This is a genomic window from Streptomyces sp. NPDC042100, assembly GCF_055582325.1.
In genome coordinates this window covers 316820-339950 of sequence record NZ_JBVJDK010000004.1, presented here as the reverse complement: position 1 = coordinate 339950, position 23131 = coordinate 316820, and the positions used below count along the sequence as shown (strand labels likewise).

Sequence of the window (23131 nt, the reverse complement as noted above, 5' to 3'; positions counted from 1 at the left end):
GGGCCGCCACCGTGACCGCGCCGATGCGGCTGGGCGCCGTCGTCATCACGATGGGCAACCGGCCCGACGACCTGCGGGCCCTGCTCGACTCGGTCGCCGGGCAGGACGGCCCGCCGGTCGAGGTCGTGGTCGTCGGCCAGGGCGTCGAGATCACCGACGTACCCGAGGGCGTCCGCACGGTCACGCTGCCGGAGAACGTCGGCATCCCGGCCGGGCGCAACGTCGGCATCGAGGCCTTCGGTCCCGGCGGCACCGACGTCGACGCGCTGCTCTTCCTCGACGACGACGGCCTGCTCGCCAACTCCGACACCGCGGAGCTGGTCCGGCAGGCCTTCACGGCCGACCCGAAGCTGGGCATCATCAGCTTCCGGATCGCCGATCCCGACACCGGGCTCACCCAGCGCAGGCACGTGCCGAGGCTGCGGGCCTCGGACCCGATGCGCTCCTCGCGGGTCACCACCTTCCTCGGCGGTGCCAACGCGGTGCGGACCAAGGTCTTCGCCGAGGTGGGCGGTCTGCCGGACGCGTTCTTCTACGCGCACGAGGAGACGGATCTGGCCTGGCGGGCGCTCGACGCCGACTGGATGATCGACTACCGTTCGGACATGGTGCTGCTGCACCCCACCACCCCGCCGTCCCGGCACGCGACGTACCACTTCAACGTGGCCCGCAACCGAGTGTGGCTGGCACGTCGCAATCTGCCCGCACCTCTGGTGCCGGTGTACCTCGGCGTCTGGCTGCTCCTCACCCTGGCACGGCGACCCTCCCTGCCCGCCCTCAAGGCCTGGTTCGGCGGGTTCCGGGAGGGCTGGACCGCTTCCTGCGGCCCCCGGCACCCCATGCGGTGGCGTACGGTGTGGCGGCTGACCCGGCTGGGTCGCCCGCCCGTGGTCTGACATCGTGGTACCCGACGTGCCGCGCATCCTGAACACGAAAGTTTCGACTTGTGAGTGACACATCCCGGGACGGTGGGGTCGTGACGAGCACCCGGCCGTCCGCAGACGACGGCCTGAGCCCGGCCGCGCTGGCCGCCAAGCACGGCCTCACGGTCAGCGGCGCCCGGCCGGGTCTCGCGGAGTACGTCCGCCAGCTGTGGGGACGCCGCCACTTCATCCTGGCCTTCTCCCAGGCGAAGCTCACCGCGCAGTACAGCCAGGCGAAACTGGGCCAGGTGTGGCAGGTGGTCACCCCCCTGCTCAACGCCATGGTCTACTTCCTGATCTTCGGCCTGATCCTGAACGCGGACCGAGGCATGACCCGGGCCGTGTACATCCCGTTCCTGGTGACGGGCGTGTTCGTGTTCACCTTCACCCAGAGCTCCGTGATGGCCGGCGTCCGCGCGATCTCCGGCAACCTCGGCCTGGTGCGGGCGCTGCACTTCCCCCGGGCCTCGCTGCCGATCTCGTTCTGCCTCCAGCAGCTCCAGCAGCTGCTGTTCTCGATGATCGTGCTGGTCGTCATCGCGGTCGCCTTCGGCAGCTACCCCTCGGCGTCCTGGCTGCTGCTCGTCCCTGCGCTGGTGCTCCAGTTCGTCTTCAACGCCGGTCTCGCCATGATCGTGGCGCGGATGGGCGCCAAGACCCCGGACCTGGCGCAGCTGATGCCGTTCATCATGCGGACCTGGATGTACGCGTCCGGCGTGATGTTCTCGATCCCCGTGATGCTGGAGTCGAAGCCGGCGTGGCTGGCCGACCTGCTCCAGTACAACCCGGCCGCCCTCCACATGGACCTGGTCCGGTTCGCGCTCATCGACGGCTACGGTGGATCCAACCTTCCGCCGCACGTCTGGTTCGTGACCCTCGCCTGGTCCCTGGTGATCGGCATCGGGGGCTTCGTCTACTTCTGGAAGGCCGAGGAGAGGTACGGCCGTGGCTGACCACGACACCGAGGGCCGGGTGCCCACCGTCATCGCCGACGACGTCCACATCGTCTACCGCGTCAACGGCGGGGGCGGCGGCAGGGGCAGCGCCACCGCGGCGCTCAGCCGCATCATCAAGCGGAAGAAGGGCGACGCCGAACGCGGGGTGCGCAAGGTGCACGCGGTGCGGGGCGTCTCCTTCACCGCGTACCGGGGCGAGGCCATCGGCCTCATCGGCACCAACGGCTCCGGCAAGTCCACGCTGCTGCGGGCCATCGCGGGCCTGCTGCCGACCGAGAGCGGCAAGGTCTACACCGACGGCCAGCCCTCGCTGCTGGGCGTGAACGCGGCGCTGATGAGCGACCTGACCGGCGAGCGCAACGTGATCCTCGGCGGCCTCGCCATGGGCATGAGCCGCGAGGAGGTGAAGAGCCGATATCAGGACATCGTCGACTTCTCCGGGATCAACGAGAAGGGCGACTTCATCTCGCTCCCGATGCGGACCTACTCCTCCGGCATGGGCGCCCGGCTCCGCTTCGCCATCGCCGCCGCCAAACAGCACGACGTCCTCATGATCGACGAGGCGCTGGCCACCGGCGACCGCAAGTTCCAGATCCGCTCCGAGGCGCGCATCCGTGAGCTGCGCAAGGAGGCCGGCACGGTCTTCCTGGTCAGCCACAGCAACAAGTCGATCAGGGACACCTGCGACCGCGTGCTCTGGCTGGAGAAGGGCGAGCTGCTCATGGACGGCCCGACCGACGAGGTCATCGCCGCCTACGAGAAGGAGACCGGCAAGTAGCCGTCGCCCCCCTCGCGGCATTCTCGGCCGCCGCGTACCGGTATGACCGGTACGCGGCGGCTGACGCTTTTTGCGCGTGGCGGGACCGCCCGGAATGTTCATGCGGTCAACATCGGGCAGGATGGGCACATGCCAGCGATCTCGGGAGGCAAGACCTACCACCACGGCGACCTGCGCAACGCCCTGATCTGCGCCGCCGTCGACCTCGCCACCGAAGGAGGCCCCGAGGCGGTCGTGCTGCGCGAGGCGGCCCGCCGGGTCGGCGTCTCGCCCACCGCCGCCTACCGGCACTTCGACGGGCGCGGCGAGCTCCTCGCGGCGGTCCGCGACCACGCCCGCCGCGTCCTCGCCGACTCCATGGAGCGGACCGCCGCCCGCGCCCCCGGCGCCGACGATCCGGGGCTCGCCGCCGAGTCCCGGCTCGCCGCCCTCTGCCGAGGCTACGTGGCCTTCGCCGTCGACCAGCCCGGCCTCTACCGGTCGGCCTTCAGTACCCCCCGTACGCCCTCCGCCGCCGGTCCCGGCCAGGACGGGCCCGAGGCCGGGGGCGACTGCCCCGAGGTGCGCGCCTTCACCCTGCTCGCCGACGCCCTCGACGCCCTCGCGGCGACCGCCCGGCCGCCCCGCCGGCCCCGCCCGGCCGCCGAGGCCGCCGCGTGGTCCGCCGTGCACGGACTGTCACTCCTGCTGCTCGACGGCCCGCTGCGGCGGCTGCCGGCCCAGCGCCGGGCCGACGTCGTCGAATCCACCCTCGCCATGGTGGTCTCCGGGACACGCGCCCCATGACGGTCGGGAATCCGCCAACTACCGCCGCGTACGCGAGGGTTGGCGGTGATCGCCGCGTCACGGCGGGGCGCGCGGCCCCCGCGCGCCGTCCGGAGTCCCTTACGACGTAAGCTGTACCGGTCTGTTTCGTGGCAACTGGGGTGATCCCCCTCGGCGCCCCGACCGCCGGGCGGTGAGCCACGGGCAGAGGTCGGCGGCGTGTCCGAAATAGGATGGATTGGATCCGCAGTGTAGAACGGGAGATATGACGGCCATGACGCAGAATCTCCAGCTCCACGAGGGTGTCGCCGTCCCCGCGTCGGGCAGCGGCCGGTGACGGGAACCCGGCAGGTGCACCCCGACACCACCTCGCGCACGACGCTCGGCAAGGCCGCGGACGAGAACTTCCCCGTGGCCCCCTTCTTCCTGCCCCGGGCCTGGCGTGACGACCTCATGCGCGTCTACGGCTTCGCCCGGCTCGTCGACGACATCGGCGACGGCGACCTCGCGCCCGGCGGCGCCGACGCCCGCCACCTCGGCGTGGACCCCGACCGGGCCGACGACCGGCTCGCGATGCTCGACGCCTTCGAGACCGACCTGCTGCGCGTGTTCGACCCCGCCGACGGCGGGCCGCACCACCCGCTGCTGCGCGCCCTCGTGCCCGCCGTCGAACGCCGCCGGCTCAGCCCCGAGCCCTTCCTCGGCCTCGTCGCCGCCAACCGGCAGGACCAGCGGGTCCGCCGCTACGAGCGCTACGAGGACCTGCTCGCCTACTGCGAGCTCTCCGCCAACCCCGTCGGCCGGCTCGTGCTCGCCCTCACCGGCACCGCCACCCCCGAGCGACTGCGCCGCTCCGACGAGATCTGCACCGCGCTGCAGATCGTCGAGCACCTCCAGGACGTCGCCGAGGACCTGGCGCGCGACCGGATCTACCTGCCCGCCGAGGACATGAAGCGCTTCCACGTCACCGAGGACGACCTGGCCCGGCCCACCGCCGGCGCCTCCGTCCGCGCCCTCATCGCCTTCGAGGCCGACCGGGCCCGCTCGCTGCTCGACGCGGGCGCGCCGCTCGTCGGCAGCGTCCAGGGACGGCTGCGGGTGCTCCTCGCCGGCTTCACCGCTGGAGGGTACGCGGCGCTCGACGCGATCGCCGCCGCCGGCTTCGACGTCCTGCCCGGGCCGCCCAAGGCCGCCAAACCGAGTCTGATGCGCCGGGCGGGCGCCCTCCTGCTCACGGCGCGGAGAGAGGGGTGAGCCGGACCGTGGAGGCACAGCCGCAGCCGACCGCACCGGTACAGGCCGCGTACAGCTACTGCGAGGCCGTGACCGGGCAGCAGGCCCGCAACTTCGCGTACGGGATCCGACTCCTGCCGCTGGACAAGCGGCAGGCCATGTCGGCGCTCTACGCCTTCTCGCGCCGCGTCGACGACATCGGCGACGGGCCCCTCGCGCCCGAGGAGAAGGACCGGCGCCTGGAGGCCACCCGGGCGCTGCTCGACCGGGTCCGGGCCGGCGAGGTCGAGGACGACGACACCGACCCGGTGGCCGTCGCCCTCGCCGACGCCGCCCGCCGCTTCCCCATCCCCCTCGGCGGGCTCGACGAGCTCATCGACGGCGTCCTCATGGACGTGCGCGGCGAGACCTACGAGACCTGGGACGACCTCAAGGTCTACTGCCGCTGCGTCGCCGGGGCCATCGGACGCCTCTCGCTCGGCGTCTTCGGCACCCAGCCCGGCGCGTACGGGGCCGACCGGGCCGGCGAGTACGCCGACACCCTCGGGCTCGCCCTCCAGCTCACCAACATCCTCCGGGACGTCCGCGAGGACGCCGGCAACGGGCGCACCTACCTGCCCGCCGACGACCTCGCCAAGTTCGGCTGCTCCGAGGGCTTCGGCACCGACACCCCGCCCGCGGGCAGCGACTTCGACGGCCTCGTCCACTACGAAGTGCGCCGCGCCCGCGCGCTGTTCGCCGAGGGCTACCGGCTGCTGCCCATGCTGGACCGGCGCAGCGGCGCCTGCGTCGCCGCGATGGCCGGCATCTACCGCAGGCTGCTCGACCGCATCGAGCGCGACCCCTCGGCGGTGCTGCGCGGCCGGGTCTCGCTGCCCGGCCGGGAGAAGGCGTACGTGGCCGTGCGCGGCCTCTCCGGACTCGACGCCCGGCACATCTCGCGCCGGACCGGCGTCAGGCGGCCCGCGTGAGGCGCGCGGGAGCGGCCGCCCGGACCAAAGGCGCCGCCCGGACAACCGGAGCCGCCCGGACCGCGTCCCTGACCATGACGTCCGCAAGGGAGGGAGCCGCATGACCGCCGACGAGCACCGCGCCACGGCCGGGGGCACCGCCCTCGGCGGCGGCTCCCGTCCGCACGCCGTCGTCGTCGGCGGGGGACTGGCCGGCGTCACCACCGCCCTCCAGCTCGCCGACTCCGGCGTCCGGGTCACCCTCCTCGAAGGCCGCCCCCGGCTCGGCGGCCTCGCCTTCTCCTTCCGGCGCGGCGAGCTCACCGTCGACAACGGGCAGCACGTCTACCTGCGCTGCTGCACCGCCTACCGATGGTTCCTCGACCGGGTCGAGGGCGCCCGCCTCGCGCCCGTACAGCCCCGGCTCGACGTGCCGGTGCTCGACGTCGGGCGCCCGTCGGGCCCCCGCCTCGGGCGGCTGCGGCGGGCCAACCTGCCGGTGCCCCTGCACCTCGCCGCCAGCCTCGCCACCTACCCGCACCTCTCGCTCGCCGAGCGCGCGAGCGTCGGCCGTGCCGCGCTCGCCCTGAAGAAGCTCGACCCCGCCGACCCCGCCCTCGACGGCATCGACTTCGCCACCTGGCTCGGCCGGCACGGGCAGTCCCCGCGCACCGTCGAGGCGCTGTGGGACCTCGTCGGCGTCGCCACCCTCAACGCCACCGCCCCGCACGCCTCCATGGGGCTCGCCGCGATGGTCTTCAAGACCGGACTCCTCTCCGAGCCCGGCGCCGCCGACATCGGCTGGGCGCACGTCCCGCTCGGCGACCTCCACGACACCCTCGCCCGCAAGGCCCTCGACGGCGCCGGGGTGCGCACCGAGACGCGCGCCAAGGCCGAGCGGATCGAGCGCGCCGAGGACGGCCGCTGGCGGGTCCACACCGCCGGGGAGCTCCTGGAGGCCGACGCCGTCGTCCTCGCCGTGCCCCAGCGCGAGACCCGCGAACTACTGCCCGACGGGGCCCTGGACGACCCCGACCGGCTGCTCGACATCGGCACCGCGCCCATCCTCAACCTGCACGTCGTCTACGACCGCACGGTGCTGCGCCGGCCCTTCTTCGCCGCGCTCGGTTCCCCGGTCCAGTGGGTCTTCGACCGCACCGGGTCCTCCGGGCTGACCGGCGGCGGCCAGTACCTCGCCGTCTCCCAGTCCGCCGCCCAGGACGACATCGACGAGCCGGTCGCCGTGCTGCGCGAGCGCTACCTGCCGGAGCTGGAGCGGCTGCTGCCCGCCGCCCGAGGTGCCGGGATCCGCGACTTCTTCGTCACCCGGGAGCGGACCGCGACCTTCGCCCCGACCCCCGGCGTCGGGCGGCTCCGCCCCGGCGCCCGCACCCACGCCCCGGGCCTGTACCTGGCCGGCGCCTGGACCGCCACCGGCTGGCCCGCGACCATGGAGGGTGCGGTCCGCAGCGGCTTCAGCGCCGCGGGCGCCGCGCTCTCCGCCCTCGGCCGCCGCTACGACCATCCGCTGCAGGAGGCGGCATGAGTGTGAGTACCGGAACTAGAGGAGAAACCGTGCCGACTGTGCCCCCGGGGAATCCGGCGGTCGACACCGCGGACGTCGCCGCGCTGCTGGAGCGTGGCCGCGCCCTGTCCACGCCCGTCATGCGGGCGGCCGTCGACCGCCTCGCGCCGCCCATGAACACCGTGGCCGCCTACCACTTCGGCTGGATCGACGCCCACGGCAACCCCGCCGACGGCGACAGCGGCAAGGCCGTCCGGCCCGCCCTGGCCCTGATCTCCGCCGAAGCCGCGGGCGCCGCCGCCGAGGTCGGCGTCCCCGGCGCGGTCGCCGTGGAGCTCGTGCACAACTTCTCGCTCCTCCACGACGACCTGATGGACGGCGACGAGCAGCGCAGGCACCGCGACACGGTGTGGAAGGTGCACGGGCCCGCCCAGGCGATCCTGGTCGGCGACGCCCTCTTCGCCCTCGCCAACGAGCTGCTCCTCGAACTCGGCACCGTCGAGGCCGGCCGGGCCACCCGGCGGCTGACCACGGCCACCCGCAAGCTCATCGACGGGCAGGCCCAGGACATCTCCTACGAGCACCGCGAGCGGGTCACCGTCGAGGAGTGCCTGGAGATGGAGGGCAACAAGACCGGCGCCCTGCTGGCCTGCGCGGTCTCCATCGGTGCCGTCCTCGGCGGCGCCGACGACCGCACCGCCGACAAGCTGGAGGAGTACGGCTACCACCTCGGCCTCGCCTTCCAGGCCGTCGACGACCTGCTGGGCATCTGGGGCGACCCGGAGTCCACCGGCAAGCAGACCTGGTCCGACCTGCGCCAGCGCAAGAAGTCCCTGCCCGTCGTCGCCGCCCTCGCGGCCGGCGGCCCGGCCTCCGAGCGGCTCGGCGAGCTGCTCGCCGCGGATGCCAAGAGCAGCGACTTCGACAGCTTCTCCGAGGAGGAGTTCGCCACCCGCGCCGCCCTCATCGAGGAGGCCGGCGGACGCGAGTGGACCGCCCAGGAGGCCCGCCGCCAGCACGCGGTCGCCCTCGCGGCCCTGCACGAGGTGGACCTGCCGGCCCACGTCCGGGCCCAGCTCACGGCGCTGGCCGATTTCGTCGTCGTACGGAAGCGATGATCACCATCACCCTGATATGAGTGCGCAGTCGCCGGCCGGTGCCTCCCGGCACCGGCCGACGGCAGACCCGAAGAAGCAGACCAACGCGGAAGTACGCCGAAGTACACCGACTGCACGAAGGGGAAGCCATGACAGCGACGACCGACGGAAGCGCCGGGGCCGTGGGACCCCGGGCAGCCGCGGCCAGCGACACCACGGAACCGGCCGACCGCGCGGACGCGACGGGGCTCGAAGCCTCCGCCGCCGAGGCGGCGGAACGCTCCGTACGCCACCTCCTCGGCCGCCAGGACGCCGAAGGCTGGTGGAAGGGCGACCTGGAGACCAACGTCTCCATGGACGCCGAGGACCTCCTGCTCCGCCGCTTCCTCGGCATCCTCGACCCGGAGACCACCCGCGCCGCGGCCCTCTTCATCCGGGGCGAGCAGCGCGAGGACGGCACCTGGAGCAGCTTCTACGGGGGGCCCGGCGAGCTCTCCGTCACCGTCGAGGCCTATGTCGCCCTGCGCCTGGCCGGGGACCTCCCCGAGGCCCCGCACATGGCGCGCGCCGCCGCCTGGGTCCGTGAGCGCGGCGGCATCGCCGAGGCCCGGGTCTTCACCCGGATCTGGCTGGCGCTGTTCGGCTGGTGGCGCTGGGACGACCTGCCCGAGCTGCCGCCCGAACTGATCTTCCTGCCCTCGTGGTTCCCGCTCAACATCTACGACTTCGGCTGCTGGGCCCGGCAGACGATCGTGCCGCTGACCGTCGTCTCCGCCAAGCGCCCGGTGCGGCCCGCGCCCTTCCCGCTCGACGAGCTGCACGCCGACCCGGACCGGCCCCGCCCGTCGAAACCCCTGGCCCCGCTGGCCAGTTGGGACGGCTTCTTCCAGCGCCTCGACCTGGGGCTGCACCACTACCGCAAGGTCGCCCCGCGGTGGCTGCGGAAGAACGCCATGGACGTCGCCGCCCGCTGGATCATCGAGCGCCAGGAGAACGACGGCTGCTGGGGCGGCATCCAGCCGCCCGCCGTCTACTCGGTGATCGCCCTGCACCTGCTCGGCTACGACCTGGACCACCCGGTGATGCGGGCGGGCCTGGAGTCGCTCGACCGCTTCGCCGTCTGGCGCGAGGACGGCGCCCGGATGATCGAGGCCTGTCAGTCGCCGGTCTGGGACACCTGCCTCGCCACCATCGCGCTGGCCGACGCAGGGCTGCCGCCGGACCACCCGGCGCTGGTCAAGGCGGCCGACTGGATGCTCGGCGAGGAGATCGTGCGCAGCGGCGACTGGGCGGTCCGGCGGCCCGGACTGCCGCCCGGCGGCTGGGCGTTCGAGTTTCACAACGACAACTACCCGGACATCGACGACACCGCCGAGGTGATCCTGGCGCTGCGCCGGGTCAAGCACCCCGACCCCCGGCGGGTGGACGCGGCGGTGGCGCGGGCCGGCCGCTGGACGGTCGGGATGCAGTCGCGCAACGGGGCCTGGGGCGCCTTCGACGCCGACAACACCAGCCCCTTCCCCAACCGGCTGCCGTTCTGCGACTTCGGCGAGGTCATCGACCCGCCCTCCGCCGACGTCACCGCCCACGTGGTGGAGATGATGGCGTACGAGGGGAAGGCCGGGCACCCGCGCGCCCGCCGCGGCATCGAGTGGCTGCTGGCCGAACAGGAGCCGGGCGGCGCCTGGTTCGGCCGCTGGGGCGTCAACTACGTCTACGGGACGGGCTCCGTGGTGCCCGCCCTCACCGCCGCCGGGCTGCCGGGCGCCCATCCGGCGATCCGGCGGGCGGTGGCCTGGCTGGAGTCGGTGCAGAACGAGGACGGCGGCTGGGGCGAGGACCTGCGCTCCTACACCGAGCGGCAGTGGGTCGGGCACGGCACCTCCACCGCCTCGCAGACCGCCTGGGCGCTGATCGCGCTGCTCGCGGCCGGCGAGCGGGAGTCGGAGGCGGTCCGGCGGGGCGTCGCCTGGCTGGTCGGCACCCAGCGGGAGGACGGCTCCTGGGACGAGCCGTACTTCACCGGCACCGGCTTCCCCTGGGACTTCTCGATCAACTACCACCTGTACCGGCAGGTCTTCCCGCTCACCGCGCTCGGCCGTTACGTGCACGGGGAGCCGGTGCTGTTCGGCCCCGGGAGCGCCTGATGGCCCGGGACCCGGCGGACGGCCCGCCCGTACCGCCGCTGCTGGTCGCCTGCGCGCTCGGCATCGAGCAGCTCGCGCTGCGCAGCGGCGTGCGCGGCGCCGGGCGGGCCGGGGCGCCCGCGCCGGTGGCCGTGGTGCGCACCGGGATGGGCCCGGCGCACGCCCGCCGGACCGTGTCCCGGGCGCTGGAGCGGGCGGAGTGGCGGGACGCGGCCGTCATCGCCTCCGGCTTCTGCGCGGGGCTGGAGCCCGGGATGCACCCCGGCGACCTGATCGTCGCCGAGGAGACCCGAGGGCCCGACGGGGTCACCCCCTGCGCGGGCACCGAGCTGCTGGTGAAGGCGCTGGCCCGCGCGGTGCCGGGGCGCACCGTGCACACCGGCCCGCTGACCGGCTCCGACCACGTGGTGCGCGGCCCCGAGCGGGCCGCACTGCGGGCCGGCGGGGCGCTCGCCGTGGACATGGAGTCCGCCGCCACCCTGCGGACGGCGGTGACGGCCGGTCCCCGCCCGGTTGCGGCCGTACGGGTGGTCGTGGACGCTCCAGAACATGAACTGGTCCGGATCGGCACGGTACGCGGTGGAATATCGGCTTTCCGCGTTCTTCGTGCCGTCCTTCCCGCATTCTTCGAATGGCACCGTTCTTTGCTGCTCCCCAGGAGGTGAGCGAGTTATGGCCATGCCGCTCCGTCAGTCCATCCGGGTCGGGACCTACCTCTTCGAACAGAAGCTCCGCAAGCGGGAGAAGTTCCCGTTGATCGTCGAGCTGGAGCCGCTGTTCGCCTGCAACCTCAAGTGCGAGGGCTGCGGCAAGATCCAGCATCCGGCCGGGGTGCTCAAGCAGCGCATGCCGGTCGCCCAGGCGGTCGGCGCCGTCCTGGAGTCCGGGGCGCCGATGGTCTCCATCGCCGGCGGCGAGCCGTTGATGCACCCTCAGATCCACGAGATCGTGCGCCAGTTGGTGGCCAAGCGCAAGTACGTCTTCCTCTGCACCAACGCGATGCTGCTGCGGAAGAAGCTGGAGAACTTCACCCCCTCCCCGTACTTCGCCTTCGCGGTCCACATCGACGGGCTGCGCGAGCGGCACGACGAGTCCGTCGCCAAGGAGGGCGTGTTCGACGAGGCGGTGGCGGCCATCAAGGAGGCCAAGCGGCGCGGCTTCCGGGTCACCACCAATTCGACCTTCTTCAACACCGACACCCCCCAGACGATCATCGAGGTGCTGAACTTCCTCAACGACGACCTCCAGGTCGACGAAATGATGATCTCGCCCGCGTACGCCTACGAGAAGGCGCCCGACCAGGAGCATTTCCTCGGGGTCGAGCAGACCAGGGAGCTCTTCAAGAAGGCCTTCGCAGGCGGAAACCGACGCCGCTGGCGGCTCAACCACTCGCCGCTCTTCCTGGATTTCCTGGAAGGCAAGGCCGATTTCCCCTGCACGGCCTGGGCGATCCCGAACTACTCCCTCTTCGGGTGGCAGCGCCCCTGCTATCTGATGAGCGACGGCTACGTCCCCACGTACCGCCAGCTCATCGAAGAGACCGACTGGGATGCGTACGGGCGCGGAAAGGACCCCCGCTGCGCCAACTGCATGGCGCACTGCGGCTACGAACCCACCGCCGTCCTCGCCACCATGGGCTCGCTCAAGGAGTCCCTGCGCGCGGTCCGCGAGACTGTCAACGGAAACGGGTGAGCCGGTCGTGACGGCAGAGGCGGGCGGGGCGGGCGGGGCCGGTGGGCCCGGTGGCACGGGCGGCTTCGATCTGCGGGCACTGCTCGCCGAGCGCGGTGGCGAGCGGTACGAGCTGCACGCCCGCCACCTCAACCACCAGCTCCCTCGGATGCTCCACACCATCGGCTTCGACAAGGTGTACGAGCGGGCCGAGGGGGCGCACTTCTGGGACGCGGACGGTGCCGACTACCTGGACATGCTCGCCGGCTTCGGCGTCATGGGCCTGGGCCGGCACCACCCGGTCGTCCGCCGGGCGCTGCACGACGTGCTCGACGCCGGGCTCGCCGACCTCACCCGCTTCGACTGCCAGCCGCTGCCCGGACTGCTCGCCGAGCGGCTGCTGGCCCACAGCCCCCACCTCGACCGGGTCTTCTTCGGCAACAGCGGTACCGAGGCGGTGGAGACGGCGCTCAAGTTCGCCCGTTTCGCCACCGGGCGGCCCCGGGTCGTCTACTGCGCGCACGCCTTCCACGGGCTGACCACCGGCTCGCTCTCGGTCAACGGCGAGGACGGCTTCCGGGACGGCTTCGCCCCGCTGCTGCCCGACACGCCGATCGCGCTCGGCGACCTCGACGCCCTGGAGCGCGAGCTCCGCAAGGGCGACGTGGCCGCCTTCGTGGTGGAGCCGATCCAGGGCAAGGGCGTGCACGAGGCCCCGCCGGGCTTCCTGCGGGCCGCGCAGGAGCTGCTGCACCGGCACGGTGCGCTGTTGATCGCCGACGAGGTGCAGACCGGTCTCGGCCGGACCGGCGACTTCTACGCCTACCAGCACGAGGAGGGCGTCGAGCCGGACCTGGTCTGCGTCGCCAAGGCGCTCTCCGGCGGCTACGTTCCGGTCGGGGCGACCCTCGGCAGGGACTGGATCTTCAAGAAGGTCTATTCGTCCATGGACCGGGTGCTGGTCCACTCGGCCAGCTTCGGCTCGAACGCGCAGGCCATGGCCGCCGGGCTCGCCGTGCTCTCGGTCATGGAGAGCGAGGGCACCGTCGCCCACGTACGGCGGACCGGCGACCTGCTCGCCTCCCGGCTGCGCGAACTGGTCCCGCGCTACGAGCTGCTGAAGGAGATCCGGGGCCGCGGGCTGATGATCGGCATCGAGTTCGGCCGCCCGTCCTCGCTGGGCCTGCGCAGCCGCTGGACCATGCTCCAGGCGGCCCGCAAGGGACTCTTCGCCCAGATGGTCGTGGTCCCGCTGCTCCAGCGCCACCGGATCCTCACCCAGGTCTCCGGGGACCACCTGGAGGTGATCAAGCTGATTCCGCCGCTGGTGATCGACGAGGCCGACGTGGACCGGTTCGTGACCGCCTTCACGGCGGTCATGGACGACGCCCACGGGGGCGGCGGGCTGCTGTGGGACTTCGGGAAGACCCTGGTCAAGCAGGCGGTCGCGCAGCGCTGACCGGAACCGGGCGGTCAGGCCCGGCGGTTTTTGCCTCTGGGGCAAGAAACTTGCCTCAGAGGCACGAAGCTGGCGGAATGGACGCATGGACCACGTCCCCGGGGAAGCCTCCCCGGACCTCGCCGCCCCCGACATCCTGCCGGACGTCGCCCCGCAGCTGCGGGCCCTGCGCCGCCGCAGGGGACTCACCCTGGAGACCGCGGCACAGCGGGCCGGGCTCTCGCCGGCCCACCTGTCCCGCCTGGAGACGGGGAACCGGCAGCCCTCGCTGCCGATGCTGCTCGCGCTGTCCCGTATCTACGGTACGACGGTCTCGGAGCTGCTGGGGGAGACCCCGCCCGGACACGACCCGGTCGTCCGTGCCGGACGCTCGGACCCGGTCGAGGCCGACGGCTGGATCTACCGCCAGGCCGGCGGCGCCGGGCGCGCCCTGCAGTGCCTGCGGGTCCATGTGCCCTACGCCACTCGCGCCGACATCGTGCGGGTCCACCCCGGTGAGGAGTGGATCCACGTCCTGGAGGGCCGGGTGCGCCTCGCCCTCGGCGACGCCGTGCACGTCCTCGATCCCGGGGACAGCGCGCACTTCGACTCGCTCACCCCGCACCGGATCGGCGCCGCCACCCGCGCCGGGGCCGAGCTGCTCTTCGTCCACACCCTGATGCAGAGTCCCGTCGCCGAGCTGTGCCTCGGCGACGGCACCCCGCACCGGCGCTGACCCCGTGTACCCGACCGTGGAAAGGACCGACATGTCCGAGCTTCCTGCGAACTCCGTACCGGACACCGGCGAGGAGCGCGGCAACGGCAAGTTCCCCAAGGGGCTGGTGCTCCGCCTGTTCGCCTACCTCATCGCCGGTCACCTCTTCGCCGGCTTCCTCTACCTGCTCTTCGCGATGGGCGGCCAGAACCAGTAGCGGGCGGCGGCTACGCCTCGGCGAGCAGGCGCCCGCGCAGCCGGTCCCGGGTCTCCGGGGCGAGCCGCAGCCCCTCGGACAGGTAGCTCTCCACCGAGCCCCAGGTCTCCTCGATGGTCGCGAAGGCGGCCCGCAGGTACTCGACGCGCGCGTCGAAGAGGGGGCTCAGCAGCTCCATCACCGCCGGGGACATGGCGTCCGCCGCCTCGGACTCACGCCGCACCTTGTAGCGGCGGTGCGGCTCGTTCGACTTCACGTAGTCGGCTTCGATCGCCTCGCGCTCCACGCCCAGGGCGAGCAGCGTGATCGCGATCGACAGCCCGGCCCGGTCCTTGCCGGCGGCGCAGTGCATCAGGGCCGGGACGCTCTCCTCGGCCATGTCGTGCAGGATCCGGCTGTGCTCGGCCGTCCGCTCCACGATCATCTTCTGGTACGACTCGGACATCCGGGCCGCGGCCTTGCCGTCACCCAGGATCGCGCGCAGCTGCTCCAGGTCGCCGGTCCGCACCAGCTTCCAGAACTCCTTGCCGTCGGCCGGGTCGTTGAGCGGTATGTTCACGTTCCGCACGCCCGGCAGCTCGACGTCCGCGCCCTCCATCCGCCGGTCCGCCTCGTTGCGGAAGTCGAAGACGGTGTGCAGCCCGAGGGCCGCGAGGAACTCCGCGTCCTCCGTCGTGGCGTGCGCCAGGTGACCGCTGCGGAAGAGGCGTCCGGCGCGCACGCTCCGGCCGTCCGCCGTCGGCAGCCCGCCGAGGTCGCGGAAGTTGCGTACGCCGGTCAGCTCGGGCTCGGTGGTCGCGTGGGTCACGGAAGCTCCTGGTCGTGAGAGGGGTCGTGGTGAGATCGGTTCCTGGGGCAATCATCCAGGTGAGAGGCCCGCGACGCACCCTCTCTGACAGAAATGTACGATTGGTCCGAATTGGGACTTAAGGCATAACGCGCCCTGATACCAGGGGAGATGGTCTCCGGTGCGTGAGCAGCGTCATAGACGTGACGGACCGTGGCGGGGCAACCTTTCCGAATTCCCTTGTGGAAAGGGAAATCGAGGGAACGTCATCCACGGAGGGTGACCGCGATTCCGGCCGTAAAAGCCGCCCGTACGCACATTCCTGAAAACCGCGGCTTGTTCGGGCGCCGCCGTCTCGTCTAGCGTCGCGCTCAATCCGGACGGACCGCCTAATCCTGCCGCCGACCGGAATCCCCATACCACCCGTATCAGGCAGGAGCGGGGGACCCAGGTAGTACGCCGGCCCCTCGAAGAAGGACGGCTCGGGGTGAAGCCGCGTGACCGCGCGGCCGGACAGCTCCAGTCCGAACCCGACAGCTCACCTCGCAGGCGACGGAGAGGAATCCGCCATGCCCGCGAAGGGTAAGCACCGCCGTCCCAAGGCCAACCCGATCACCCGCGGGTTCGTCGCCGCCGGCACCGGCGGCGCCGTCGTCGCCCTGCCGCTGATCGGAGCGACCGGCGCCCACGCCGCCGAGCAGGCCGCCCCGGCCGTGAAGGCCCCGCAGGCCGTCACCGTCGCCGTAGCCGCCAAGGCCCCCGCCCAGGCTCCGGCCGCCGCGCCCGCCGCCGCCCCGAAGGCGTACACCGTCGTCCGAGGCGACTACCTGTCGAAGATCGCCGCCGAGCACCGCCTGACCGGCGGCTGGCAGAAGCTCTACCGCGACAACCGCCAGGTCGTCGGCGAGGACCCCTCGCTGATCCTCCCCGGCATGAAGCTCACCCTCGGGGCCAAGAACCCCGCGAAGAGCACCGCCAAGGCGGCGCCGGCGCCCAAGGCCGCCCCCGAGCGCACCGCGAAGAGCGGCGGCGAGGGCACCCGCGCCACGCGCGGCACCGAGCGCCCGGCCGCCTCGTCCTCCTCCTCTTCGTCCTCCGCTTCTTCGTCCTCTTCGTCTTCGTCCTCCTCCTCGGCCGGCCAGTCCTCCTCCTCCGGCTGGGTCACCCCCATCGCGGGCGGCGGCGTCTCCACCCCGTACCGCGCCTCCGGCTCCATGTGGTCCTCCGGCTACCACACCGGCGTCGACTTCATCGCCTCCACCGGCACCACCGTCCGCGCGGTCGGCCCCGGCACCGTCTACTCGGCCGGCTGGGGCGGCGCCTACGGCAATCAGGTCGTCATCCAGCACACCGACGGCACCTTCTCCCAGTACGGCCACCTCTCCTCGCTGTCCGTCTCCGCCGGCCAGACCGTCAGCGGCGGCCAGCAGATCGGCCTCTCCGGCGCGACCGGCAACGTCACCGGCCCGCACCTGCACTTCGAGATGCGCACCGGGCCGGAGTACGGCTCCGACATCGACCCGCTGGCCGTCCTGCGCCAGCATGGGGTCGGCGTCTGAACCGCCCCGCACCACGGATTCCACCCCGAGGCCCGGCACCCGTGTGCCGGGCCTCCGGGCTATTCCGACTTGGGAGAATCTTTAGTGGTGGCATATGTCACCCGCCGTCAACCCCTCCTTACGGTCGCGTAGGTCACATCGGTGAAGGAAAGATGTGCTCCCGTGGCAGACGATTCGAGAACACCAGACAAGAACGCATTCGGGTCGTACGCGGCGATCGGTGACAGCTTCACGGAGGGCGTCGGCGACCCCGGGCCCGACGGGACGTACGTCGGCTGGGCGGACCGGTTCGCGGTCCTGCTCGCGGACCAGCTTCCGGAGCACGACGCCTTCCGCTACGCCAACCTGGCGGTGCGAGGACGCCTTCTGGACCAGATCGTCGCGGAGCAGGTCCCGAGGGCGAAGGAACTCGCCCCCGACCTGGTGACCTTCTGCGCGGGCGGCAACGACATCATCCGCCCCGGCACCGACCCCGACGACGTCGCCGAGCGCTTCGAGCGCGCGGTCGCCGACCTGACCTCCGCCGTGGGCACCGTGATGGTGACGACCGGCTTCGACACCCGCGACGTGCCGGTCCTCAAGCACCTGCGCGGGAAGATCGCCACCTACACCGCGCACGTCCGGGCCATCGCCGACCGCTACGAGTGCCCGGTGCTCGACCTGTGGTCGCTCCGGTCCGTCCAGGACCGGCGCGCCTGGGACGACGACCGGCTCCACCTGTCGGCGGAGGGGCACACCCGGGTCGCGCTGCGCGCCGCCCAGGTGCTCGGCCTGCCGGTGCCGGCCGACCCGGACCAGTCGTGGCCGCCGCGGCCGCCGCGCGGCACCCTGGAGGTCCGCAAGGACGACATCCACTGGGCCAAGGAGTATCTGGTCCCGTGGATCGGGCGCAGGCTGCGCGGCGAGAGCTCCGGCGACCACGTCGAGGCCAAGCGCCCCGACCTTATGCCCCTGTAGGGGCCCCGGGCCGGCCGGCCGGGATCCGCTCCAGGACCCCGCCGGCGAACACGTCGTACAGCGGCAGCGTCTCCAGGTGGACGTAGCCGATGTGGCAGTCGCAGACGGCGAGCGGACAGGGGCGCGGGCGCAGCGCGGCCCGGTACGAGCCGTCGTACAGATTGCCCAGCTCGGCCTTGACGAAGTGGCAGCGCCGCACCGTCCCGTCGCCGTCCACCGAGACGACCGACTCGCCGGTGCGGCAGGGCAGCCCGGCCGAGCGGTGCGGCTGCCTGCTGTACGGGAAGAGGGGGTCGAGGACCGTCCAGTCCCCGGCCTCCTCGTCGGTGTAGGCGTGGCCCTCCGCCGCGTTCACCCACAGGTAGACCTCGGGCGGCAGCTCGGCCCGCAGCCGCCGCGCGGCGGCCAGGTGCTCCGGCAGGCCGACGATCCCGACGCTGAACCGGACGCCCCGCTCCGCCAGCGCCCGGCACTTGCCCAGGAACCGCTCGTACGGGGTCTGGCCCGGGTGGAAGGTGCACCACAGGGCCACCGTGTCCGGGTCGGCCTCGTCCAGCCACTCCGTGCGGCAGCTCAGATTGGTCTGGATCGCGACCCGCTCCACGTGCGGCAGCCGGGACAGCTCGACCAGCGCCCGGCGGTACCAGGACCGCACCAGGCCCTCGCCCCAGGGGGTGAACAGGATCCGCAGCCGGTCCTCGGAGCGGTCCGCCGCCCAGCGCGTGAAGCGCTCCAGCGCCGCCCGGTCCGCCGTCAGCGCCTCGCGGCTGTCCCGGCGCTTGGCGAAGGGGCAGTACGGGCAGTCGTAGTCGCAGGAGGCCAGCGGGCCCCGGTAGAGCAGGGTCAGATCCACGCCGCGCCCCGCTACTTCGCCTCGTACGCGGCCATCGCCGCCCGGACCGCCGGAGAGAACAGCTCGGGGCCGAGCCCGTCCGAATACGCCAGGCCCTCGGGGGAGAGCCGCAGCAGCCCGGCGGGGGCGTCCGCGTCCAGCCAGCCCCGCGCCTCGAAGCGGGCCAGCTCGGCCGGGAAGTCGGCCTCGGGCGCGCCGCCGAAGCGGGCCGCGTAGTCGGCGGTCTCCATGCCCCGGGCCTGGAGCAGCGACTGCAGCAGATGGCGGCGTCGGGCCTCGCCCGGGTCGGTGCGGCGGCCCACCTCGGCGCGCGAGAAGTCAGGCGCCTCCGTGTACGCGTCGATGATCGAGCGGATCTCGCGGGTGCCCACCGCGTAGTCGAAGGAGTAGTGCAGCCGCGAGGTGTACGAGCGGGCGCCGCAGCCCAGGCCGATCATGCCGTCCGTCTGGCAGGCGTGGTCCTCGGGGCCGAGGGCGGGCGCGTCCGCGCGCCGGAACATGCGCATCGACACCTGCTCGTAGCCGTGGGCCAGCAGATGGTCCCGGCCCTGGCGGTAGAGCCGCAGCCGCTGCTCGTCCCACTCCAGGTCGGCATCCTGGCCCGGGCCCAGCCGGCCCAGACCGGTGAGCGGGCGGACGTACAGCGGGTAGAGGTAGAGCTCCTCGGGCCGCCAGGCGAGCGCCGCGTCCAGCGAGTGCCGCCAGGACTCCTCGGTCTGCCCGTCGATGCCGTAGATCAGGTCGATGTTGAGGATCGGGACACCGGTGTCCCGGATGCGCCCGAGGGCCGCCTCGACGTCCGCCCGGCGCTGGGGGCGCACCGCCGCCCGCGCCTCGCGCTCGACGAAGCTCTGCACGCCGATGCTGAGGCGCGTGGCGCCCCGCTCGGCGAGGACCGCGAGCCGGTCGGCGGTCGCCGTGCCCGGGGAGGTCTCCACCGACAGCGGCACCGCCCGCAGGTCGGCCCCCATCCGCAGCTCGGCGATGTCGCACAGCCGCTCCAGCTCGGCGGCGGTCAGATAGGTCGGCGTGCCCCCGCCGAACGCGGCGGTGGCGAACCGTACCGGCGCCGCGTCCCCCAGCGCCTCGCGCACCGCCGCCGCCTGCCGCTCCAGCGCGTCGAGATAGCGGGTGGTCAGCTCGTCCGGGGCGCCGATCCGGGTGAAGAGGTTGCAGAAGCCGCAGCGGACCTCGCAGAACGGTATGTGCGCGTAGAGCGAGAGCGCGTCCTTCGGCTCGTCCGCCCAGAGCGCGGCGAGCGGGGGCCGCTCGGGCAGCGGGCGGTACGCGGTCTTGTGCGGGTACGCGTAGACGTAGCTGCGGTACGGGCGGGGCGTCGGGGCCGCCACGGCCGTGGCCTGCGTCGCGGTCGGTGTCGGCGTCGCCGTCGGGGTCGTGCGGGTCATGCGGTGGTCTCCATGCTGTCCGGGCCAGGCAGGATGAAATGTGCATACGGCACATTCCATACGCTCTCATGGCCGAGGCGGTGCCCCGTGAACCCGTCGTCTCCGTACGCGGTCCCGTGGTCCGAGCAGACGATCGCGAAGCAGTCGCGGCGGCTGCTCATCGCCGCGAACAGACGCCCGATGTGCCGGTCCACGTACTCCAGCGCGGCGGCGTGGGTCTCCCGGGTGTCGCCCGCCTCCCGGGTCGCGCCCGGCGCGTGGAACCAGTTGGGCTGGTGCAGGGCCGAGACGTTCACGAACAGGAAGAGGCGCCGCTCGCGCGGGAGCGCGGCGACGACCTCCTCGGCGCGCTCCACCTGGGAGGCGAAGGAGGTCGGCGAGGCGACCCCGAACGAGGGCTCCCAGTGGCTCTCCTGGAACAGGCCGGGCAGCACCGAGCCGAGCGGCGGGCGCCGGTTGAAGAAGCCGACGCCGCCCACGCACACCGTCCGGTAGCCCTCGTGGGCCAGCGCCGACACCAGGTCGGGCGTCTCGTGGAAGACGTAGGTCCCCTCGGCGGTGGTCTCGCTGCCCGCGAACGAGGCCGCGAAGAGCCTCGGGTGCGGCCCCGGCGCGGCCGGGGTGGGCAGGAAGCCGGCGAAGATCGCCTGGTGGGAGGCGTAGGTGAAGCTGCCCGGCGCGTGCCGGAGCTCCCAGGCGCCGCCGGGCAGGTGCCGGGCCAGGTTCGGGATCCGGCCCTCGGCGGCCAGCTCGGCCGCCACGTCGTACCGCAGGGTGTCGAGGGTCACGAGCAGCAGGTCGTGGCTGCCGACGATCCGGTTCATGTCCGGCGGTGGCGGGAAGGGGGGCGAGGTCACGGCGTGCTCGATCCTGTGCGGAGGGCGGGGGAGGCCGGGCCGGGAGCGGCGCCGGGGGCGGTACGGGCCGGGGTGCCGGCGGGCCCCGGAGCGCGTCGCGGGAGCGCGGCGATCTGGGCCCCGTAAGTGTCCAGGCCCTCCGCGCCGCTCCCCGGCAGGCCCCCGAGGCCGGGCAGCAGATCGCCGAAGGCGTTCACCTCGCCCACCGCGAAACGGCGCCAGCCGGCCCCGGGCAGCAGGTCCACGCCCACGCAGCCGGTGCCGGGGAAGGCCGCGGCGGCCCGCTCGCAGATCTCCAGCGCCTCCTCGAAGCGGCCCCCCGCCGCGCGGATCGCGGCCCGCGCGGCGCCCAGGTCGCCCCGGGCGCCGCCCAGATGCAGATTGGTCATGGGGGAGCGGCTGGTGCGCACGACGGCGTGGGTGGCGCGGCCGCCGACGACCACCACCCGCAGATCGGCGGCGCGCCCGCCGAGGGCGGCCTTCGGCAGCCAGCGCTCCACGTGCAGCCCGTCCGGGGCGAGGGCGTCCACGACGGCCGCGATCTCCCGCTCGGTCGTGTAGCGGCGGACCCGCAGCGAATTGTGCAGCCGCCCGTCGGCGCGCAGCTCCACCGAGGTGGTGGCCTGCACCCGGCCGGAGGCCGCCGTCTCCAGGGCGAGCACCCCGGAGGCCGAGGAGCCGTGCGCGAGCTTCACGAACACCCGGCGCATCCCCGGGCCCTCCGTCAGCGCCCGCACGTCCGCCCAGCCGGTGACCGGCGGGGCCGCCGCCCCGGAGGTCGGCGCGTGCGGCACCGGGACCCCGGCGGCGCGCAGCCGGGCGTGCCCGAGCCGCTTGTCGAAGAGGACCGCGAGCTCCTCCGGGTCGTCGAGGAGCACCGCGCCGGCCGCCCGCGCCGCGTCGGCGAGCCCCCGCACCGCCGCCGTGAAGCGCGCGTACCACCGGCCCGTGCCCTCGACGCGGGTCGGCTCCGGCACGTCCCGCAGCAGCCGGTCCACCTCCGGCTCCTCGCCGGGGGAGTCGAGCCGCACGAACTCCCCCGCGTACAGCCGGGCCCCGCCCCGCAGCACGTCGAGCCACGGCACCACGCGCGGCCGGGGCAGCCCGGCGGCGAGCGCCGCGTCCCCGAAGAGCCGCACCCGGCGGCCCTCCGGGTTGCCCACGACGACCAGGGGCGGGGCGGAGCTCATTCGGCGACCGCCACGTACCGGTAGAGCTCGCCGTCGCCGTCGTCCTCCGGGGTCTGCGGGTCGTCGAGGTCCACCACCACCCCGTGCGGGGCCAGTGCGGCGGTCAGCCGCCCGGCCACCTCCGGCGAGATGTAGTGGTGGGAGAGGCCGAGCCGGCGCAGGTGCGTCAGCGGCTGCCCGGCCAGCAGCGCCTCGGCGCCCACGTTGCCGAGCACGCCCATGGAGAGGTCGAGCTCCTCCAGGCGGGCCACCACGGGCGCGCCCGCGACGGCCGCGGCGACCGCGTCCTGGATGTGGCTGTTGCGCAGCCCCAGCGAGCGCAGCGCGGGCAGCCGCTCCCCGGACAGCAGCGGCGCCAGGTCCGTGACCGTGGTGTCCGCCCCGTACTCTTCGGTGCCCAGCCACAGTTCGAGCCGCTCCAGCGCGGGCAGCTCGCTGGCCGCGACGCCGCGCACCACCTCGGCGCCCAGCCCGCCGGTCTCCAGCACCAGGGCGCGCAGCCCGCCGTGCGACACCGGCGGGAAGGCGAGCCCGGTGCCGCCGCGCACGCCCAGCTCGCGCAGCGCCGGGTAGGCGGCGAGCAGCGGGGTGACATCGGACTGGATGATCCAGGAGATCTCGCAGTCCTCGACGGTCATGTCGCCGAGGAACACCGCCTCCAGGCCGGTCAGCCGGTCGTTCGCCCCGACGATCGCCTTCACGATCGCGGCCGACGAGGTGTCGTACGCCTCCTCCCAGCCGCCGACGACGACGGCCCGCACCGCGGCGGTGTCCACGGTCGCCAGGAAGCGCTCGAACAGCGGCTCCCAGCTCTCCTCCCCGGGCTCGGCGTAGGTGGGAGCGGACAGCCGCCAGGCCACCGAGGCGGCCTCGGGCAGCTCGACCGCCGCCCCTGGCGCCGGGAACTCGAACACGGGCAGGCCGTGGAAGTCCCGCAGGTGAACCCCAATGGTCATGAGCGCTCCAGACGACGTCGTTTCGGGTGGTTCCAGAAGTTCTACCAAGCGGCACCGACAACGGGCGTGGCGGGCCCGGGGCGGCGGGGCGGCGGCGGGATCATCGGTGGACCGCCGTTCCAGGACCGGGGTCCCAGGACCCGGAGGAGGG

Annotated in this window: 22 protein-coding genes and 1 riboswitch; of the genes, 16 read left to right on the top strand and 6 right to left on the bottom strand. The window is 73.3% G+C overall.

Going from position 1 to position 23131, the window contains the following annotated elements:
* The first annotated feature begins 23 nt into the window (after nucleotides 1–23).
* The 14 genes from ACZ6J5_RS11435 (at nucleotide 24) to ACZ6J5_RS11370 (ending at nucleotide 14415) form a co-directional block, all read left to right on the top strand.
* Nucleotides 24–896 (top strand): glycosyltransferase family 2 protein, encoded by an 873-nt coding sequence (locus tag ACZ6J5_RS11435; protein WP_469390525.1) that lies wholly within the window; start codon nucleotides 24–26, stop codon nucleotides 894–896.
* Nucleotides 897–946: 50 nt separating this feature from the next.
* Nucleotides 947–1876, top strand: a complete 930-nt coding sequence (locus ACZ6J5_RS11430) for an ABC transporter permease (protein WP_469390164.1) — start codon at nucleotides 947–949, stop codon at nucleotides 1874–1876.
* Nucleotides 1869–2657 carry an ABC transporter ATP-binding protein gene (locus ACZ6J5_RS11425; protein WP_469390162.1) on the top strand — a complete coding sequence of 263 codons (789 nt, stop codon included), beginning with the start codon at nucleotides 1869–1871 and terminating at the stop codon, nucleotides 2655–2657. Before ACZ6J5_RS11430 ends, ACZ6J5_RS11425 begins: the two co-directional genes overlap by 8 nt.
* Before the next feature lie 129 nt (nucleotides 2658–2786).
* Nucleotides 2787–3443, top strand: a complete 657-nt coding sequence (locus ACZ6J5_RS11420) for a TetR/AcrR family transcriptional regulator (protein WP_469390160.1) — start codon at nucleotides 2787–2789, stop codon at nucleotides 3441–3443.
* A gap of 312 nt (nucleotides 3444–3755) precedes the next feature.
* Nucleotides 3756–4676 carry a squalene synthase HpnC gene (gene hpnC, locus ACZ6J5_RS11415; RefSeq protein WP_469390158.1) on the top strand — a complete coding sequence of 307 codons (921 nt, stop codon included), beginning with the start codon at nucleotides 3756–3758 and terminating at the stop codon, nucleotides 4674–4676.
* On the top strand, nucleotides 4673–5626 hold the full coding sequence (hpnD, locus tag ACZ6J5_RS11410) for a presqualene diphosphate synthase HpnD (RefSeq protein ID WP_469390156.1): 954 nt from the start codon (nucleotides 4673–4675) through the stop codon (nucleotides 5624–5626). Before hpnC ends, hpnD begins: the two co-directional genes overlap by 4 nt.
* Nucleotides 5627–5726: 100 nt before the next feature.
* A complete protein-coding gene (gene hpnE / locus ACZ6J5_RS11405; protein ID WP_469390154.1) occupies nucleotides 5727–7151 on the top strand; it encodes a hydroxysqualene dehydroxylase HpnE in 1425 nt (474 codons plus the stop codon).
* Nucleotides 7152–7189: 38 nt separating this feature from the next.
* Nucleotides 7190–8248, top strand: coding sequence for a polyprenyl synthetase family protein (locus tag ACZ6J5_RS11400; protein ID WP_469390523.1), 1059 nt, complete (start codon nucleotides 7190–7192; stop codon nucleotides 8246–8248).
* Between the two features lie 128 nt (nucleotides 8249–8376).
* Nucleotides 8377–10374 carry a squalene--hopene cyclase gene (gene shc / locus ACZ6J5_RS11395; RefSeq protein WP_469390150.1) on the top strand — a complete coding sequence of 666 codons (1998 nt, stop codon included), beginning with the start codon at nucleotides 8377–8379 and terminating at the stop codon, nucleotides 10372–10374.
* Nucleotides 10374–11039 (top strand): phosphorylase family protein, encoded by a 666-nt coding sequence (locus tag ACZ6J5_RS11390; protein ID WP_469390148.1) that lies wholly within the window; start codon nucleotides 10374–10376, stop codon nucleotides 11037–11039. The genes shc and ACZ6J5_RS11390 overlap by 1 nt, the downstream gene beginning before the upstream one ends.
* A gap of 7 nt (nucleotides 11040–11046) precedes the next feature.
* Complete coding sequence (gene hpnH / locus ACZ6J5_RS11385; RefSeq protein ID WP_362474656.1) at nucleotides 11047–12066, top strand: adenosyl-hopene transferase HpnH; 1020 nt, start codon at nucleotides 11047–11049, stop codon at nucleotides 12064–12066.
* 7 nt (nucleotides 12067–12073) lie between these two features.
* Nucleotides 12074–13504: an aspartate aminotransferase family protein gene (locus ACZ6J5_RS11380; protein ID WP_469390145.1), complete on the top strand. Its 1431-nt coding sequence runs from the start codon at nucleotides 12074–12076 to the stop codon at nucleotides 13502–13504.
* Between the two features lie 85 nt (nucleotides 13505–13589).
* Complete coding sequence (locus tag ACZ6J5_RS11375; protein WP_469390143.1) at nucleotides 13590–14219, top strand: helix-turn-helix domain-containing protein; 630 nt, start codon at nucleotides 13590–13592, stop codon at nucleotides 14217–14219.
* Between the two features lie 31 nt (nucleotides 14220–14250).
* Complete coding sequence (locus tag ACZ6J5_RS11370) at nucleotides 14251–14415, top strand: DUF6126 family protein (protein ID WP_469390141.1); 165 nt, start codon at nucleotides 14251–14253, stop codon at nucleotides 14413–14415.
* A 10-nt stretch (nucleotides 14416–14425) separates the two neighbouring features.
* On the opposite strand, the gene ACZ6J5_RS11365 is transcribed toward ACZ6J5_RS11370, so the two are convergent.
* Nucleotides 14426–15223: a tyrosine-protein phosphatase gene (locus tag ACZ6J5_RS11365; RefSeq protein ID WP_469390139.1), complete on the bottom strand. Its 798-nt coding sequence runs from the start codon at nucleotides 15221–15223 to the stop codon at nucleotides 14426–14428.
* 389 nt (nucleotides 15224–15612) lie between these two features.
* Nucleotides 15613–15767, top strand: a riboswitch (cyclic di-AMP (ydaO/yuaA leader).
* A 4-nt stretch (nucleotides 15768–15771) separates the two neighbouring features.
* Between ACZ6J5_RS11365 and ACZ6J5_RS11360 the strand changes: the two genes are divergently transcribed.
* Together ACZ6J5_RS11360 and ACZ6J5_RS11355 are read left to right on the top strand one after the other, a co-directional pair.
* A complete protein-coding gene (locus ACZ6J5_RS11360) occupies nucleotides 15772–16761 on the top strand; it encodes a LysM peptidoglycan-binding domain-containing M23 family metallopeptidase (protein WP_469390137.1) in 990 nt (329 codons plus the stop codon).
* A 162-nt stretch (nucleotides 16762–16923) separates the two neighbouring features.
* Nucleotides 16924–17718: an SGNH/GDSL hydrolase family protein gene (locus ACZ6J5_RS11355; protein ID WP_469390135.1), complete on the top strand. Its 795-nt coding sequence runs from the start codon at nucleotides 16924–16926 to the stop codon at nucleotides 17716–17718.
* Here ACZ6J5_RS11355 and ACZ6J5_RS11350 read toward each other — a convergent pair.
* From ACZ6J5_RS11350 to ACZ6J5_RS11330, 5 genes are read right to left on the bottom strand one after another with little or no spacing between them, the layout of a single operon-like run.
* Nucleotides 17705–18571 carry an STM4011 family radical SAM protein gene (locus tag ACZ6J5_RS11350; RefSeq protein ID WP_469390133.1) on the bottom strand — a complete coding sequence of 289 codons (867 nt, stop codon included), beginning with the start codon at nucleotides 18569–18571 and terminating at the stop codon, nucleotides 17705–17707. The two genes, ACZ6J5_RS11355 and ACZ6J5_RS11350, sit on opposite strands and share 14 nt — an antisense overlap.
* An 11-nt stretch (nucleotides 18572–18582) precedes the next feature.
* The gene (locus tag ACZ6J5_RS11345; protein ID WP_469390131.1) at nucleotides 18583–19977 is read right to left on the bottom strand and encodes an STM4012 family radical SAM protein; all 1395 of its coding nucleotides are present in this window, start codon (nucleotides 19975–19977) and stop codon (nucleotides 18583–18585) included.
* Nucleotides 19974–20801, bottom strand: coding sequence for an STM4013/SEN3800 family hydrolase (locus tag ACZ6J5_RS11340; protein ID WP_469390521.1), 828 nt, complete (start codon nucleotides 20799–20801; stop codon nucleotides 19974–19976). Before ACZ6J5_RS11340 ends, ACZ6J5_RS11345 begins: the two co-directional genes overlap by 4 nt.
* A gap of 29 nt (nucleotides 20802–20830) precedes the next feature.
* Nucleotides 20831–22024 (bottom strand): STM4014 family protein, encoded by a 1194-nt coding sequence (locus tag ACZ6J5_RS11335; protein WP_469390129.1) that lies wholly within the window; start codon nucleotides 22022–22024, stop codon nucleotides 20831–20833.
* Nucleotides 22021–22980 (bottom strand): STM4015 family protein, encoded by a 960-nt coding sequence (locus ACZ6J5_RS11330; RefSeq protein ID WP_469390127.1) that lies wholly within the window; start codon nucleotides 22978–22980, stop codon nucleotides 22021–22023. Before ACZ6J5_RS11330 ends, ACZ6J5_RS11335 begins: the two co-directional genes overlap by 4 nt.
* Between the last annotated feature and the right edge of the window lie 151 nt (nucleotides 22981–23131).

What these genes read in the sequence shown, in the direction of transcription:
- ACZ6J5_RS11435 (WP_469390525.1), top strand. Translation starts at nt 24, where the DNA reads ATGCGGCTGGGCGCCGTCGTCATCACGATGGGCAACCGGCCCGACGAC.
- ACZ6J5_RS11420 (WP_469390160.1), top strand. Translation starts at nt 2,787, where the DNA reads ATGCCAGCGATCTCGGGAGGCAAGACCTACCACCACGGCGACCTGCGC.
- hpnE (WP_469390154.1), top strand. Translation starts at nt 5,727, where the DNA reads ATGACCGCCGACGAGCACCGCGCCACGGCCGGGGGCACCGCCCTCGGC.
- shc (WP_469390150.1), top strand. Translation starts at nt 8,377, where the DNA reads ATGACAGCGACGACCGACGGAAGCGCCGGGGCCGTGGGACCCCGGGCA.
- ACZ6J5_RS11390 (WP_469390148.1), top strand. Translation starts at nt 10,374, where the DNA reads ATGGCCCGGGACCCGGCGGACGGCCCGCCCGTACCGCCGCTGCTGGTC.
- hpnH (WP_362474656.1), top strand. Translation starts at nt 11,047, where the DNA reads ATGGCCATGCCGCTCCGTCAGTCCATCCGGGTCGGGACCTACCTCTTC.
- ACZ6J5_RS11375 (WP_469390143.1), top strand. Translation starts at nt 13,590, where the DNA reads ATGGACCACGTCCCCGGGGAAGCCTCCCCGGACCTCGCCGCCCCCGAC.
- ACZ6J5_RS11370 (WP_469390141.1), top strand. Translation starts at nt 14,251, where the DNA reads ATGTCCGAGCTTCCTGCGAACTCCGTACCGGACACCGGCGAGGAGCGC.
- ACZ6J5_RS11360 (WP_469390137.1), top strand. Translation starts at nt 15,772, where the DNA reads ATGCCCGCGAAGGGTAAGCACCGCCGTCCCAAGGCCAACCCGATCACC.
- ACZ6J5_RS11345 (WP_469390131.1), bottom strand. Translation starts at nt 19,977, where the DNA reads ATGACCCGCACGACCCCGACGGCGACGCCGACACCGACCGCGACGCAG.
- ACZ6J5_RS11340 (WP_469390521.1), bottom strand. Translation starts at nt 20,801, where the DNA reads ATGAACCGGATCGTCGGCAGCCACGACCTGCTGCTCGTGACCCTCGAC.
- ACZ6J5_RS11335 (WP_469390129.1), bottom strand. Translation starts at nt 22,024, where the DNA reads ATGAGCTCCGCCCCGCCCCTGGTCGTCGTGGGCAACCCGGAGGGCCGC.
- ACZ6J5_RS11330 (WP_469390127.1), bottom strand. Translation starts at nt 22,980, where the DNA reads ATGACCATTGGGGTTCACCTGCGGGACTTCCACGGCCTGCCCGTGTTC.